14 protein-coding genes are annotated in these 14,560 nt (G+C 65.4%); 12 read left to right on the top strand and 2 right to left on the bottom strand.

The genetic code is table 11. The annotated features are described in order from the left end of the window. Positions 1-104: 104 nt before the first annotated feature. Complete coding sequence (locus L8F97_RS06510) at positions 105-284, top strand: hypothetical protein (RefSeq protein WP_242147714.1); 180 nt, start codon at positions 105-107, stop codon at positions 282-284. 7 nt (positions 285-291) lie between these two features. Here L8F97_RS06510 and L8F97_RS06505 read toward each other — a convergent pair whose 3' ends face one another. Continuing rightward, positions 292-2,268, bottom strand: coding sequence for a CocE/NonD family hydrolase (locus L8F97_RS06505; RefSeq protein ID WP_242148272.1), 1,977 nt, complete (start codon positions 2,266-2,268; stop codon positions 292-294). Between the two features lie 134 nt (positions 2,269-2,402). On the opposite strand from L8F97_RS06505, the gene L8F97_RS06500 reads away from it, so the two are divergent. Together L8F97_RS06500 and L8F97_RS06495 are read left to right on the top strand one after the other, a co-directional pair. After that, the gene (locus L8F97_RS06500; protein WP_242147712.1) at positions 2,403-3,383 is read left to right on the top strand and encodes a C13 family peptidase; all 981 of its coding nucleotides are present in this window, start codon (positions 2,403-2,405) and stop codon (positions 3,381-3,383) included. 85 nt (positions 3,384-3,468) lie between these two features. After that, positions 3,469-4,029 carry an ATP-dependent Clp protease proteolytic subunit gene (locus L8F97_RS06495; RefSeq protein ID WP_242147710.1) on the top strand — a complete coding sequence of 187 codons (561 nt, stop codon included), beginning with the start codon at positions 3,469-3,471 and terminating at the stop codon, positions 4,027-4,029. Between the two features lie 10 nt (positions 4,030-4,039). Here L8F97_RS06495 and L8F97_RS06490 read toward each other — a convergent pair whose 3' ends face one another. After that, complete coding sequence (locus tag L8F97_RS06490; protein ID WP_242147708.1) at positions 4,040-4,783, bottom strand: SDR family NAD(P)-dependent oxidoreductase; 744 nt, start codon at positions 4,781-4,783, stop codon at positions 4,040-4,042. 301 nt (positions 4,784-5,084) lie between these two features. Here L8F97_RS06490 and L8F97_RS06485 point away from each other — a divergent pair, with 301 nt between their 5' ends. From L8F97_RS06485 to odhB, 9 genes are all read left to right on the top strand, one after another. Further along, complete coding sequence (locus L8F97_RS06485) at positions 5,085-5,870, top strand: succinate dehydrogenase iron-sulfur subunit (protein ID WP_242147706.1); 786 nt, start codon at positions 5,085-5,087, stop codon at positions 5,868-5,870. Position 5,871: 1 nt separating this feature from the next. Then, entirely contained in the window at positions 5,872-6,327 is a 456-nt protein-coding gene (locus L8F97_RS06480; RefSeq protein WP_242147704.1) for a PaaI family thioesterase, read from the top strand. Beyond that, positions 6,324-7,445 carry a cell division protein ZapE gene (gene zapE, locus L8F97_RS06475; RefSeq protein ID WP_242147701.1) on the top strand — a complete coding sequence of 374 codons (1,122 nt, stop codon included), beginning with the start codon at positions 6,324-6,326 and terminating at the stop codon, positions 7,443-7,445. Before L8F97_RS06480 ends, zapE begins: the two co-directional genes overlap by 4 nt. A 69-nt stretch (positions 7,446-7,514) precedes the next feature. Beyond that, complete coding sequence (locus L8F97_RS06470) at positions 7,515-7,841, top strand: YbjQ family protein (protein ID WP_242147699.1); 327 nt, start codon at positions 7,515-7,517, stop codon at positions 7,839-7,841. Further along, positions 7,841-8,155 carry a hypothetical protein gene (locus L8F97_RS06465; RefSeq protein WP_242147697.1) on the top strand — a complete coding sequence of 105 codons (315 nt, stop codon included), beginning with the start codon at positions 7,841-7,843 and terminating at the stop codon, positions 8,153-8,155. The genes L8F97_RS06470 and L8F97_RS06465 overlap by 1 nt, the downstream gene beginning before the upstream one ends. A gap of 120 nt (positions 8,156-8,275) precedes the next feature. Further along, complete coding sequence (gene mdh, locus L8F97_RS06460) at positions 8,276-9,238, top strand: malate dehydrogenase (RefSeq protein ID WP_242147695.1); 963 nt, start codon at positions 8,276-8,278, stop codon at positions 9,236-9,238. 59 nt (positions 9,239-9,297) lie between these two features. Next, positions 9,298-10,182, top strand: a complete 885-nt coding sequence (gene sucD, locus L8F97_RS06455) for a succinate--CoA ligase subunit alpha (protein ID WP_242147693.1) — start codon at positions 9,298-9,300, stop codon at positions 10,180-10,182. 111 nt (positions 10,183-10,293) lie between these two features. Beyond that, the gene (locus L8F97_RS06450) at positions 10,294-13,227 is read left to right on the top strand and encodes a 2-oxoglutarate dehydrogenase E1 component (protein ID WP_242147691.1); all 2,934 of its coding nucleotides are present in this window, start codon (positions 10,294-10,296) and stop codon (positions 13,225-13,227) included. An 85-nt stretch (positions 13,228-13,312) separates the two neighbouring features. After that, the gene (odhB, locus tag L8F97_RS06445; RefSeq protein ID WP_242147689.1) at positions 13,313-14,539 is read left to right on the top strand and encodes a 2-oxoglutarate dehydrogenase complex dihydrolipoyllysine-residue succinyltransferase; all 1,227 of its coding nucleotides are present in this window, start codon (positions 13,313-13,315) and stop codon (positions 14,537-14,539) included. Positions 14,540-14,560 lie beyond the last annotated feature (21 nt).

The raw sequence follows: 14,560 nt of genomic DNA, 5'->3' as shown, positions 1-14,560 counted from the left end.
CGCTATCAGCGGCGCGCCCGGCCGGCGCGGCCAAAGCCGCGACCGACGACGTGGGCTTTGCCCACGTCGCTGCCTGTAATTCAGGCGGTTTGAGGGGATATCGGATGCGCACCCGGCTCAGCATCTGCCGCCGCAAGGCGCGTTATGCATCCGAGGCCGACGCCCGCGCTGCCGCGTCGGCCGCGCCGTTCGTGCTGCTCCCCTATGCCTGCGACCGGTGCGGCCGGTTCCATCTCACCAGCCGCACCAAGGGCAAGCGCACCGCGCCTGCCCAGCGCTCATAGCGCTAAGTTACCGCGCCATTGCCGCCGATTGATCGACCGGCACCACCGGCAGCAACACCGAGCTCGCACCTGCCGCGCCGTGTTCGATCGTCACTGTCGCCGCCTTGTAGTCACCCGGCTTGGCGAGGAAGATGTTGGGCACGAAGGTCTGCGGATTGCGATCGTAGAGCGGGAACAGCGAGGACTGGACCTGCACCATGATCTTGTGGCCGGGCAGGAACTCATGGTTCACCGCTGGCAGGCGGAACTTGTATTCCTGGACCTTGCCCGCCGGAATCGCGGTCGGCTTGGCGAAGCTGTCGCGATAGCGGCCGCGGAAGATGTCGAGGCTGATCGGCAGTTCGTAGCCGCCCATCTTCGGATCGGTGGCGTTCTCCGCCGGGAACACGTCGATGATCTTCACCACGAAATCGCCGTCGGTGCCGGTCGTCTTGGCGAAGATGTCCGCCCACGGCACGCCCGACACGCGCACGGTCTGGGTCAGCACCGGCGTCTGGTACACCATCACGTCGGTGCGCCCGTCGACCGAGCGCTGGTCGGACACCAGCCAGTCGCCCCAGCGGCCGTCGTTGAAGTTTACCGGGCGCGGCAGGTGCGGCACCGGGTTGGCGGGATCGGACAGGTAGCTGTCACCCCCGCTCGCCGCCTTCTGGAACGAAAGGCCCTTGTCGGCCTGCAGATACATCGGCGTCAGCGGCGTCTGGCAATCCTTCTCGCACGACAGTGGCCAGCGTGAGAAACGGTCCCAGTGGTTCTCGCCCGTATTGTAGATCGCCGCCGCCGGCAGCGTCACCGCCGGGCCGTCCTTCAGATACTGGTTGAAGAACGGCAGCACCATGTCCTCGCGGTATTGCTGTGCGGTGTCGCCGTTCCAGTCGAACGCACCGAGGCTGCGGCCGCTGCGGTTGACCTGGCTGTGCCGCCACGGCCCCATCACGATGAAGTTGTTGGCACTCTTGCCCGCCTTCACCAGCGATTCGTAGCTGTGGATCGCACCCCACATATCCTCCTGGTCCCACAGCCCCTGTTCCCACAGGGTCGGGACGTCGGACGGGCTTTGTGCGAGCAGCTTGTCGAGCGCCTGCCCCTGCCAGAAAGCATCATAGGCCGGGTGCGACACCATGCGCTGCCACGCCGGCAACTGGTCATAGCCGGACTGCTTCGCCCAGTCGCCTGCCGAGACGTTGCGGAAATTCTCGTAATCGTCATACCCGCCAGAGCGCGGCGCCTTGCCCTTGCCCTTGTAGCCGGTCTGCGAGCCGATCCAGCCGATGTTGGCGAGCCGGAACGCGCCGTAGTGGAACCAGTCGTCGCCCATCCAGCCATCGATCATCGGGCTCTGCGGTGCGGCGACCTTCAGCGCGGGGTGCGGGTGGAGCAGTGCCATCACCACGGTAAAGCCTTCGTAGGACGAGCCGATCATGCCGACCTTGCCGTTGGACTGCGGCAGGTTCGCCTTGTTCACCAGCCAGTCGATCGTGTCGTAGGCGTCCGTCGTGTGATCGACCTTGGTGGGGTTGAGCGGGCCGATCGGCGGGCGGGTGACGATGTAATCGCCTTCCGAGCCGTATTTGCCGCGGATGTCCTGATAGACGCGGATATAGCCCGCCTTCACGAACATTTCGTCGGCAAGCGGCAGCGTGGAGAGTTCGTTCGGGCTGTCCATGCGGTTGGCACGACCCTTGGCGTTATACGGCGTGCGGGTCAGCACGATCGGCGCGTTGGTCAACCCCTTGGCATAGACGATCACGGTGTAGAGCTTGGTGCCGTCGCGCATCGGGATCATCACCTCGCGCTTGACGTAATCGCGCGCCGCCTCGGGCTGGGTGAACTTGGCCGGAATGTCGCCGCCGGCGACGGGCTGCGGCGGCGAGACTGGTGGGTTCTGCGGCGTGGTCGCCTTGTCCATCTGCGCGGCGGCGGGGGTGACCGCGCCCGACAGGGCGGCGGCGGTGGCGAGCAGCAGGAGCGATTTGGCGCGCATCGGCAGGGAATGACCTTTCATGAGGTGATGGTGACGGCGTAGAGCGGGAAGCAACTTTGTTTCAACTGTAATCCGCATTGACTTGGGGCTCGCGCGCGAGTGAGCATCGCCGCTTCTCCCGGCAGGATATCCCGATGCGTGTACGGCGTTCATTCGAGTGGCTTTTCGCGTCGGCGCTGGTGCTGTCGGTCGCGGCGTCGGCGCAAACCAGGGCGCCGGCCAAAAAGCCGGTCGCGGCCGAACAGGATGACGACGAATTCGGGCAATATACCGCGCAGGGGTTCCAATTCGAACATGCGCGCTCGCCCGAATGGCAGCTTGCCGAGCATCGCCGGCTCGACCGCGCGCTCGCCGGCGTGCAGCCGCAGCGCAAGGGCGTGGTCGATGCCTATGTGCTGGTGGCGGGGCTCGACAGCGATGCGGTGTTCGGGCGGGAAGCGCGCGAGGCGGCGAAGGTGCTGACGCGCCGCTACGACGCGGCCGGTCACACTATCGTATTGGGCGGACCCGATGGTCACGGTACCGACACGCTGGCGCGCGGCTCCCCCGACAATATCGCGGCGGCACTCGCTCGCATCGCCGAGGTGATGGACAAGAAGGAAGACGTGCTCGTCCTCTACACCACCAGCCACGGCGCGGATTACGGTATCGTCTATCAGGATGGCGACGCCGGTGTCGGCACGATCGCGCCGGTGCGGCTTGCGGCGATGCTCGACGGGCTAGGGATCAAGCGGCGGTTGGTCATCGTCAGCGCGTGTTACGCGGGCGTGTTCGTGCCCAAACTCGCCGAGCCGGACGGCGTGGTGATGACCGCCGCCGCTGCCGACCGCTCGTCGTTCGGGTGCGAGGCGGACAGCGACTGGACGTTCTTCGGCGATGCGCTCGTCAACCACGCACTGCGCAAGGACCAGCCGTTCGCGGCGGCGGCCAAGGAGGCGATCGCGACGATCGCCAAATGGGAGCGGCAGGGCAAATTGCGTGCCTCCAACCCGCAACTTGCGATCGGCGCGCGGGCGGCGCGGTGGCTGAGCGTGCTAGATCGCGGCGTGCCGAAGGTGGCGGGCACGCCGGTTGGTCGGCCCGCGACGAGCCTGTTCACGCGCAAGGGGCCATAGCGCACCGCTCGAAGCTGACGGGGCGCAACTCTACCAAACTGTCCGGCATGTGGAACTCACACTGCGCGCAGCGGTTACGCGCGCCATGAACGATATCCGCTACCCCCTGCTTGCCAAGCCGCACATACGTCTGTCCGGTACGATCGACGATGATATGTACACGCTGTTCCGCCAGCAGCTTGATGGCTGCCCACAGGAAGGGACGCTCGTCCTCGCGCTCACCACGCTCGGCGGTGACCCGGAGGTGGCGCGCACCATGGCTGACGATATCCGGCTGATCGCGGACTATACCGGTCGCGAAATCCTGTTCCTCGGCAAGGTCGCCGTATATTCGGCGGGCGCCACGCTGATGTCGGCCTTCCCGGTCGATCGCCGCTTCCTGACGCGGCGCACGCGGCTGATGTTCCACGAACGGCAACTCACCAAGACGCTCGAGATCAAGGGGCCGCTGCGCACCTGCGTCGCCACCATCAAGGCGACACTGCACGAAATCGAGGAGTCGATCCGCATCGAGGAGGAGGGCTTCCGCGATCTGGTAAGGGGCAGCCAGGTCGATTTCGAGACGCTGCGGGAGAAGGCGCCCTACAACTGGTATATCGAGGCCGAGGAAGCGCGCGACCTCGGCCTCGTTCTCGACGTGATCTGAAGCGACGATCTTACGCCGACAGGCCACCGTCGACGTCGATGGTAGTGCCGGTGATGAACGACGCCTCGTCGCTGGCCAAGAAGGCGGTGATCGACGCAATCTCGTCGGCGCGGCCGTAGCGGCCGATCGGGATCATCTGCGTGAACTGTGCCGCCATCGCGCCATCGGCGGGGTTCATGTCGGTATCGACTGGCCCGGGCTGCACGACGTTAACGAGGATGCCCCGGCTCGCGAGATCGCGCGCCCACCCGCGCGCCAGTCCCGCCACCGCCGCCTTGGACGCGCCGTACGGGGCGAGGCCGGGTGCGATCGCGCTGTGCGCATTGATGCTGCCGATGATGATGATGCGGCCGCCATCGCTGATGCGGGGCGCGGCGGCGGCGGTGCCGGCCTGCACGCCGGTCACGTTGACCGCGAAGATCCGCTCGAACGCGGCGTTGTCGCTCTGGTCGACCGGTGCCATCTCGAACACGCCGGCGTTGTGGACGAGGATGTCGAGCCCACCAAGCGTGTCGATCGCCTGCCCGATCGCGGCGGCTTGCGCGTCGGCGTTGCCGGCGTCGGCCTGGATCGCATGACCCTTGCGCCCGGCGGTGGTGATCGCCGCCACGGTCAGGTTGGCCGCGGCCTCGTTGCCGCCATAGGTGATGGCGACGTCGGCGCCTTCGGCGGCGAGTCGCCTGGCGATCGCTGCGCCGATCCCGCGCGAGCCGCCGGTGACGATCGCCTTCTTGCCTTCGAGTCTGTTGCTCATGGAAAACATCCCTATGCGCAGGCCCGGCACGAGACGGGTCTTTCCGCGCTGCGGCGAAAATGGGCGCGGCTGCGGTGCGATCAACGGGTCGCTCTGCTGGCGCTTCCCTTGTGTGAAGGTGAATGCGACACCATTTCAATATCTTGCCAGATGCAGCAAGTTTTCCTTGCGCAGGCGAAACCATTGCTGCTGCCGCACGGGTCTCGGCAGCTAATGTTTGCGACGCGGCGCGTGCTTGTGTAACGGCATGTGCAAAGCCCTTTGCGCCTCGGCGCACACCAGCCACGGGACACCGATTGTAATGGCCGAATTCTTCCTCCCCGCGAACAGCAAGCCCAAGGCGAACGGCAAGGTTCACGCAGCGGGCGCGGAGGCGAAACGGGTCAAGAAATTCAAGATCTACCGCTACGATCCCGACACCGGCGAGAACCCGCGCTACGACACGTTCGAGATCGATCTCGATTCGTGCGGGCCGATGGTGCTCGATGCGCTCATCAAGATGAAGTCGGAGCAGGATTCCTCGCTCACCTTCCGCCGCTCCTGTCGCGAGGGCATTTGTGGCTCGTGCGCGATGAACATGGACGGCAAGAACGGCCTCGCCTGCACGACGGCGATCGAGGATATTCGCGGCGACATCCGCATCACGCCGCTGCCGCACATGGACGTCATCAAGGATCTCGTCCCCGATTTCACGCACTTCTACGCGCAATATTCGTCGATTAAGCCGTGGCTGCAAACCGTCACCCCGCCGCCCGCCGGCAAGGAGCGGCTTCAGTCCCCGGAAGACCGCGAGAAGCTCGACGGCTTGTACGAGTGCATCCTGTGCGCGTGCTGTTCGACCTCGTGCCCGAGCTACTGGTGGAACAGCGACAAGTTCTTGGGGCCGGCGATCCTGTTGCAGGCCTATCGCTGGCTCGCCGACAGCCGCGACGAGATGACCGGTGAGCGGCTCGACGAGCTGGAGGATCCGTTCCGCCTGTATCGCTGCCACACGATCATGAACTGCGCGAACGTCTGCCCGAAGGGTCTCAACCCCGCCAAGGCGATCGCCGAAATCAAGAAGATGGAAGTCGAGCGCGCGCTGTAAGGTGACCGACGCTACGGGTGGTGCCTTCGCGGCGGTCGACGATCCCGATCAGCCCGGCTGGATGGTGTGGCGCGGCGGTGACCCGTCGACCTACAACGCCAGTTTCGGCGCGCTGTGGGTGCGCGTCGAGGCCGACACCGCGCGGGTCCGGATGCGGCCCGGTGCCGGCCACGGCAATTTCCACGGCGCGCTGCACGGCGGCGCGGCGCTGGGCTTCATCGACATCGCGCTGTTCGCGGGTGCCTACGCGCTCGGCGCACGCGGCGCGGCGAGCGGCGTGACGGTCGACCTCGCGACGCAGTTCATCAGCGCCGGCCGACTCGACCGAATGTTGGAGGCGCGGATCGAACTGCTCCGCGAAACCGGCCGGCTGCTGTTCCTGCGTGGTCTGCTGGTGCAGGAGGACGAGCCGGTGATCGCCAGCTTTACCGGCACCTTGCGCAAGGTCACGGCATGACCGGCGTTTTAGCTCGCTACAAAGCGCTCGTTGCCTCCGGCGAATTGCGCGTCGACGCCGAACAAGCTGCGGTTGCCGCGCGTTTGGATGCGTTAGCCGTCGCGCTGGAGGCGGTTCCGCGCAAGGGTTCCACGCTGTGGAAGCTGCTGGGGCGCAAGCCCGATCCGGTGCGTGGCCTCTATATCTGGGGTGGCGTCGGGCGCGGCAAATCGATGTTGATGGACCTGTTCTTCAACAAACTCGACATCCGTCGCAAGCGCCGGGTGCACTTCTCCGAATTCATGCTGGAGGTCCACCAGCGTATCGCCGCCGAGCGTAGAAAGGAAGTCGGCGACCCGATCGTCCCTGCTGCGCGCGGAATCGCCGAAGAAACGCGTGTGCTGGCGTTCGATGAGATCATGGTGACGAACAGTCCCGATGCGATGATCCTGTCGCGACTGTTCACGCAGTTGCTGGCCGAAGGCGTGACGGTGGTGACGACGTCGAACCGGACGCCCCGCGATCTCTACAAGGATGGCCTCAACCGCGAACATTTTCTACCGTTCATCGACCTGATCGAGACGCAGCTCGACGTGCTGACGTTGAACGGACCGGTCGATTACCGCCGTGATCGGCTGGGCGCGATCGACACGTGGCTGGTCCCCAACGGCGCCAAGGCTACCGACCTGTTATCGGGCGATTTCTTCCGTCTAACCGACTTCCCTGTCGAGGACCGGGCGCACGTGCCGGCCGAGGACATTCGGGTCGAAGGCGGCCGCACGCTGCATGTGCCGAAAAGCATCAAGGGCGTCGCGGTGTTTTCGTTCAAACGGCTCTGCGGCGAGGCTCGGGGTGCCGCCGATTATCTGGCAATCGCAAGACGTTACCATACCGTCATTCTAGTCGGCATCCCCAAGCTCGGCCCGGAAAACCGCAACGAGGCCGCCCGTTTCGTGGCGCTGATCGACGCGCTGTACGAGCACAAGGTCAAGCTGCTCGCCGCAGCCGACGCCGAGCCGGACCAGCTATACGAAAAGGGCGACGGCCGCTTCGAGTTCGACCGCACCGTCAGCCGGCTGGAGGAAATGCGTTCCGAAGACTATCTCGCGCAGGGGCATGGTTCGGCGGGGGCGACGTAGCCCATCACGGCGCATCTGTTACGATCCGCTCCACCTGTTATCCTGCCGCGCGAACACCGGGAGGATGCCATGCTCGTCACCACCACCGAGACCGTCCCCAATCACACGGTCCGCGTCACGCTTGGGCAGGTGTTCGGCGTCGTCGTGCGTAGCCGGGGCCTGGGCGGCAACATCACCGCTTCGCTGCGCTCGATCGTCGGCGGCGAAATCCCTGAATACACCCGGCTGATCGAGGACACCCGCCGCCACGCGATCGACCGGATGGTGCAGAACGCCACGCTGATGGGCGCGAACGCCATCGTAATGATGCGCTTCGACTCGGGCGAGATCGCACAGTCGATGAACGAGGTCGTCGCCTACGGTACTGCCGTCATCCTCGATCCGGCGCCTGAGTGATGCTGCGCACGCTGGTGCTCGTTGCGGCGATGCTGGCTTTCACCGCCGCATTGATCGTCGTGTCGTTCGTGCCGCTCCAGTGGCCGCTGCTGGTCTGGACCGGGGTGGCGCTGTTCGGCATCCTGTTCGAACGCGCGCGTTACGGCGCAGCGCGGCGACAGCCGACCGGCAGCACTTGGCGAGAGATGCCGGAGCGGTTTGTCGATGACGCATCGGGCCGCGTGATGGAGGTATGGTTCGATGCGGTGACTGGCGAGCGGCGTTACGTCGACACCGCCGAGCAGCATAATGCAACTGCGAATGATTTGCATTAATTAGCCTTCCCGGCAATCCTTTAGCGGTTGCCCTCTTCCCAAAACCGGCCTAAGCCGCGCCGCGTCCATAGTGTACGAGGCCGCGTGCGCGGTCTGAAACCGACTCCGGAAAGGATGACAATGGCCCGCAAGAAGATCGCGCTTATCGGCGCAGGCAATATCGGTGGCACCCTCGCCCACCTCGCCGCGCTGAAGGCTCTCGGAGACATCGTGCTGTTCGACGTGGTCGAAGGCGTTCCGCAGGGCAAGGCGCTTGATCTCATGCAGTGCGCGCCGGTCGAGGGCTTCGATGCCAAGATCACCGGCACCAACGATTATGCCGACATTGCCGGCGCCGACGTCATCATCGTCACCGCCGGTGTCGCCCGCAAGCCGGGCATGAGCCGCGACGATCTGCTCGGCATCAACCTCAAGGTGATGAAGGCGGTGGGTGAGGGCATCAAGGCCAACGCGCCGGATGCGTTCGTGATCTGCATCACCAACCCGCTGGATGCGATGGTCTGGGCGTTGCGCGAATTCTCCGGCCTGCCGCACGAGAAGGTCGTCGGCATGGCGGGCGTGCTCGATTCGTCGCGGTTCTCGGCGTTCCTCGCGGAAGAGTTCCAGGTCTCGATCAAGGATGTCACCAGCTTCGTGCTCGGCGGCCACGGCGATACGATGGTGCCGGTGATCGAATATTCGGCGGTGTCGGGGATCCCGGTGCCGGACCTCATCAAGATGGGTCGCTCCACGCAAGAGAAGATCGACGCGATCGTCAAGCGCACGCGCGGCGGCGGCGGCGAGATCGTCGCGCTGCTGAAGACCGGCTCCGCGTTCTACGCCCCCGCCACCAGCGGCATCGCGATGGCGGAGAGCTACCTGTACGATCAGAAGCGCGTGCTGCCGGCAGCGGTGCACCTCACCGGCCAGTATGGCATCGACAACCTTTATGTCGGCGTGCCCTGCGTGATCGGCGCGGGCGGTGTCGAGCAGATCGTCGAGATCGCGCTCAGCGATGAAGCCAAGAAGAACCTCGATGTGTCGGTCGACGCGGTCAAGGAACTGCTGGTCGCGTGCAAGGGCATCGACTCCTCGCTCAACTGATTTGCGGCGCGGGTCGCAGCGCCCGCGTCTAACTGCCTCGACACAAGGAACCGTGCCGCATGAGCATTCTCGTCGACAAGAACACCAAGGTCATCACTCAGGGCATGACCGGTGAGACCGGCAGCTTCCACACGCAGACCGCGCTTGCTTACGGCACGCAGATGGTCGGTGGCGTAACGCCGGGCAAGGGCGGCACCACCCATCTCGACCTGCCGGTGTTCAATACCGTGCTGGAAGCCAAGACCAAGACCGGCGCTGATGCCTCGGTCATCTACGTGCCGCCGCCCTTCGCCGCCGATTCGATCCTGGAGGCGATCGACGCCGAGATCCCACTGATCGTCTGCATCACCGAGGGCATCCCGGTGCTTGACATGGTCAAGGTGAAGCGCGCGCTGTCGGGTTCGAAGTCGCGGCTGATCGGGCCGAACTGCCCCGGCGTGCTGACCCCGAACGAGTGCAAGATCGGCATCATGCCGGGCAACATCTTCTCCAAGGGTTCGGTCGGCGTCGTATCGCGCTCGGGCACGCTCACCTATGAGGCGGTGTTCCAGACCACTAACGCAGGCCTTGGCCAGACCACGGCTGTCGGCATTGGCGGCGATCCGGTCAACGGCACCAACTTCATCGACGTGCTGGAACTGTTCCTCGCCGATGACGCCACCCAGTCGATCATCATGATCGGCGAGATCGGCGGTTCGGCGGAAGAAGAGGCGGCACAGTTCCTGCGTGACGAGGCCAAGCGTGGCCGCAAGAAGCCGATGGCCGGCTTCATCGCGGGCCGCACCGCGCCTCCGGGTCGTCGCATGGGCCATGCCGGTGCGATCGTCTCGGGCGGCCAGGGCGGCGCCGAGGACAAGATCGCGGCGATGGAAGCGGCCGGCATCAAGGTCGCCGACAGCCCCTCGCTGCTCGGCGAGACGCTGGTTTCGGTTCTGAAGGGTTAAGGCATGTCGCCCCGGCGGGATCGTCGGGGCGGCCACGGTGCGGGGCGTGGCAGGCGTGCTTATATGTGTTGACGGCTCCGGCCCTCCGCCGGCGGAATGAAGGATAGTCCGATGGGCTTCGAAGGCCAGGATTTCGGTGACATTGCAGCCGGCGTAAGCCCCGCATTTATCGATTCGCTTTACGCGCGGTACAAGACCTCCCCCGAAAGCGTCGAGCCGGCATGGCGCGGCCTGTTCGAGGGTCTCGACGGCGCCGCGCAGAGCCCGAGCTGGGAACGCTCGAACTGGCCGCTCGCCAGCACCGACGACCTTACCGCGGCGCTCGACCCCACCCAGATGGAGCCCGCGCCCAAGCCTGCCAAGGGCGGTGCTAGGCCTGCTGCGGCACCGGCCGCGCCGGCTTCGGAAGCCGACATCGTTCGCGCCGCCGCTGATTCGATCCGTGCGATGCTGCTGGTTCGCACCTACCGCGTGCGCGGTCATCTCGCCGCGACGCTCGACCCGCTCGGTCTCTCCAAGCGCGAGCTGCCCGCCGATCTGACCCCGGAATATCACGGCTTCTCGGGCGCCGACCTCGACCGCAAGGTCTATATGGGCGGCACGCTTGGCCTGGAATGGGCGACCGTGCGCGACATCGTCGCGACGTTGCGCGCCAATTACTGCGGGAACGTCGGCCTAGAATACATGCACATCGCCGATGTCGAGGAGCGTCGCTTCCTGCAGGACCGCATGGAAGGTCAGGACAAGGCGATCGAGTTCACCGACGTCGGCAAGAAGGCGATCCTCAACAAGGTGATCGAAGCCGAGCAGTGGGAGCGGTTCTGCGGCAAGAAGTACGTCGGCACCAAGCGTTTCGGGCTGGACGGCGGCGAAAGCATGATCCCGGCGCTGGAAAGCGTCATCAAATATGGCGGCGCGCTCGGCGTGCGGGAACTCGTGTTCGGCATGGCGCATCGCGGCCGTCTGAACGTGCTGTCGAACGTGATGGCGAAGCCGTTCCGCGTGATCTTCCACGAATTCGGCGGCGGGTCGGATAATCCCGACGATGTGGCAGGCTCGGGCGACGTGAAATATCACCTCGGCACCTCTACCGACCGTGAGTTCGACGGGATCAGCGTGCATATGTCGCTGGTCGCCAACCCGTCGCACCTCGAGGCCGAAGACCCGGTCGTGCTCGGCAAGACGCGCGCGATCCAGACGATCGCGGGTGATCTCGAAACGCACACCGCATCGCTGCCGGTGCTAATCCACGGCGACGCCGCGTTCGCCGGGCAGGGCATCGTTTGGGAGTGCCTCGGCTTCTCCGGCATTCGCGGCTACAACACGGGTGGTTGCCTGCACTTCATCATCAACAACCAGATCGGCTTCACCACCAGCCCGCAATATGCGCGCTCCTCCCCGTACCCGAGCGATGTGGCGAAGGGCGTGCAGGCGCCGATCTTCCACGTCAACGGTGACGATCCCGAGGCGGTGACCTTCGCCACCAAGATGGCGATCGAGTTCCGTCAGCAGTTCCACCGCGACGTGGTGATCGACATGTGGTGCTATCGCCGCTTCGGTCATAACGAGGGCGACGAGCCGGGCTTCACGCAGCCGCTGATGTACGCGCAGATCCGCCAGCATCCGCCGGTCAGCGAAATCTATGGTTCCAAGCTGATCGAGCAGAAAGTGGTCGATCGCGCCTGGATCGACGGTGCGGTGAACGACTTCACCACGCTGCTGGAAGGCGAGTTCGAGGCGGGCGCTTCGTACAAGCCCAACAAGGCGGACTGGTTCGCCGGTCGCTGGTCGGGCCTGCATGCCCCGGTCGATGCGGAAACCACGCGGCGCAGCGTCGAGACCGGTATCGAGCAGAAGCTGTTCGATTCGCTTGGTCGCACGCTCACGACCATCCCTGAGGACCTCACCGTTCACAAGACGCTGGCGCGTGTCATCGATGCCAAGCGCGAGATGTTCCGTAACGGTGCCGGCTTCGACTGGGCGACCGGCGAGGCGCTCGCGTTCGGGTCGCTGTTGTCGGAAGGATATGGCGTGCGCCTGTCCGGGCAGGACTCCGGGCGTGGTACGTTCAGCCAGCGCCACGCGGTGTGGACCGACCAGACCGACGAGCATAAGTATCGTCCACTCGAGACCATTCCGCATGGCAATTTCGAGGTGCTCGATTCGCCGCTCAGCGAATATGGTGTGCTCGGTTTCGAGTACGGCTATGCGCTCGCCGATCCGAAGACCTTGGTATTGTGGGAAGCGCAGTTCGGCGATTTTGCCAACGGCGCGCAGATCATGATCGATCAGTTCATAGCCTCTGGCGAGAGCAAGTGGCTCCGCGCCAACGGTCTCGTCATGCTGCTGCCGCACGGGTACGAGGGGCAGGGGCCAGAGCATAGCTCGGCACGGATGGAGCGGTTCCTGCAACTGTGCGCGCAGGACAATATCCAGATCGCGAACTGCACCACGCCGGCCAACTACTATCATCTTCTGCGCCGGCAGATGCACCGGCCGTTCCGCAAACCACTGGTGGTGTTCACGCCCAAGTCGCTGCTCCGTCACAAGCTCGCGGTTTCGAAGACCGCTGACTTCCTCGGCGACAGCCACTTCCACCGGTTGCTGTCCGATCCGTCGGCACCGGCGGACGCGGATGTGACGCGGCTGGTGCTGTGCACGGGCAAGGTCGCGTACGACCTGATCGAGGCGCGCGATGCCGCCGGCGACAAGAACACCGCGATCGTCCGTGTCGAGCAGATCTATCCGTTCGCAAGCGAGGCGCTGACCGCGCGGCTGAAGGCGATGCCGAACCTCGAAACGGTGGTGTGGGCGCAGGAAGAGCCGAAGAACAACGGCGCGTGGTTCTTCGTCGAGCCGTTCATCGAGGAGTGTCTGGTCGCCGCCGGTGGCATCGCGCAGCGTCCGCGTTATGCGGGCCGTGCGGCGTCGGCTTCGCCCGCCACGGGCTTGATGAAGCGCCACCTGGTCGAGCAGGGCGCGCTCGTCGCTGAGGCGCTTGGGCACAACGTACGTGGTGAAATCCGCCGCACACGCAAGAACTGACCGGAACCGCCGCGCCGCCGTTCGGCGCGTGGCGTACGATTGATGCAGATGGACCCCCGGCGGCGCCGGGAACGAGGAAGATAGTATGGCAACCGAAGTCAAAGTCCCCGTTCTGGGCGAATCGATCACTGAAGCAACGCTTGGCGAGTGGCTCAAGAAGCCGGGCGAGGCGGTCAAGGCCGACGAGCCGATCGCCAGCCTGGAGACCGACAAGGTGTCGGTCGAAGTGCCATCGCCGGTTGCGGGCGTAATGGGCGAGTGGGCAGTCAAGGTCGGCGATACGGTCGAGGTCGGCGCGATGATCGCGACGATCGAGGCGGGTGACGGCGCCGCCGCTGCTGCGCCGGCCGCCGCGCCGCAATCGGCCCCTGCCGCAACCGCCGGGCAACAGGCGCCCGCGCAGTCCAGCCCCAACCCGTCCAACAACGCGCCCGCCGCGCTGTCGCCCTCGGTGCGCCGCGCGGTTCTGGAGACCGGCGTGGATCCGTCGACCGTGCAGGGCACCGGCAAGGACGGCCGCCTTACCAAGGATGACGTGTTCGCCGCCAAGCCCCCGCCGGCCGCCGCCGCTGCGCCTGCACCCGTGGCGGCATCGGTCGCCGCATCCACGGGCCGCAAGGAAGAGCGCGTCCGCATGACGCGCCTGCGCCAGACCATCGCCAAGCGCCTCAAGGATGCGCAGAACACCGCGGCGATGCTCACCACCTTCAACGACGTCGACATGACGGCGGTGATCGAGGCGCGCGCCAAGTACAAGGACCTGTTCGAGAAGAAGCACGGCGTCCGGCTCGGCTTCATGGGCTTCTTCGTGAAGGCCGCGACGATGGCGCTGAAGGATATCCCCAGCGTCAACGCCTCCATCGAGGGCGATGAGATCGTCTATCACGATTACGCCGATATCTCGGTGGCGGTGTCGTCGCCGGGCGGCTTGGTCGTGCCGGTGATTCGCGATGCCGATCAAATGTCGGTCGCGACGATCGAGAAGACGATCGGCGATTTCGGCAAGCGCGCCAAGGACGGCACGCTCAAGATGGACGAGATGAAGGGCGGCACCTTCACCATCTCGAACGGCGGCGTGTTCGGCTCGCTGATGTCGACCCCGATCATCAACCCGCCGCAGGCCGCCGTGCTCGGCCTGCACCGCATCGACGAGCGGCCGGTGGTGGTGAACGGGCAGGTCGTGGTGCGCCCGATGATGTACCTTGCGCTCAGCTACGATCACCGCCTGATCGACGGCCGCGAGGCGGTGACCTTCCTCGTCGCGCTGAAGAACGCGATCGAAGATCCGACGCGCATCCTGATCGACCTGTGATCCTTTTCGCTACGTCGCGGT

This window comes from Sphingomonas sp. BAUL-RG-20F-R05-02 (assembly GCF_022662305.1).
Classification (GTDB): domain Bacteria; phylum Pseudomonadota; class Alphaproteobacteria; order Sphingomonadales; family Sphingomonadaceae; genus Sphingomonas.
This window is presented reverse-complemented; position numbering and strand designations above follow the sequence as displayed.

Coding starts and splice junctions, on each gene's coding strand:
- L8F97_RS06495 (WP_242147710.1), top strand. CDS start 3,469: ATGAACGATATCCGCTACCCCCTGCTTGCCAAGCCGCACATACGTCTG.
- L8F97_RS06490 (WP_242147708.1), bottom strand. CDS start 4,783: ATGAGCAACAGACTCGAAGGCAAGAAGGCGATCGTCACCGGCGGCTCG.
- odhB (WP_242147689.1), top strand. CDS start 13,313: ATGGCAACCGAAGTCAAAGTCCCCGTTCTGGGCGAATCGATCACTGAA.
- L8F97_RS06450 (WP_242147691.1), top strand. CDS start 10,294: ATGGGCTTCGAAGGCCAGGATTTCGGTGACATTGCAGCCGGCGTAAGC.
- L8F97_RS06470 (WP_242147699.1), top strand. CDS start 7,515: ATGCTCGTCACCACCACCGAGACCGTCCCCAATCACACGGTCCGCGTC.
- zapE (WP_242147701.1), top strand. CDS start 6,324: ATGACCGGCGTTTTAGCTCGCTACAAAGCGCTCGTTGCCTCCGGCGAA.
- L8F97_RS06485 (WP_242147706.1), top strand. CDS start 5,085: ATGGCCGAATTCTTCCTCCCCGCGAACAGCAAGCCCAAGGCGAACGGC.
- sucD (WP_242147693.1), top strand. CDS start 9,298: ATGAGCATTCTCGTCGACAAGAACACCAAGGTCATCACTCAGGGCATG.
- L8F97_RS06505 (WP_242148272.1), bottom strand. CDS start 2,268: ATGCGCGCCAAATCGCTCCTGCTGCTCGCCACCGCCGCCGCCCTGTCG.
- L8F97_RS06510 (WP_242147714.1), top strand. CDS start 105: ATGCGCACCCGGCTCAGCATCTGCCGCCGCAAGGCGCGTTATGCATCC.
- mdh (WP_242147695.1), top strand. CDS start 8,276: ATGGCCCGCAAGAAGATCGCGCTTATCGGCGCAGGCAATATCGGTGGC.
- L8F97_RS06465 (WP_242147697.1), top strand. CDS start 7,841: ATGCTGCGCACGCTGGTGCTCGTTGCGGCGATGCTGGCTTTCACCGCC.
- L8F97_RS06500 (WP_242147712.1), top strand. CDS start 2,403: ATGCGTGTACGGCGTTCATTCGAGTGGCTTTTCGCGTCGGCGCTGGTG.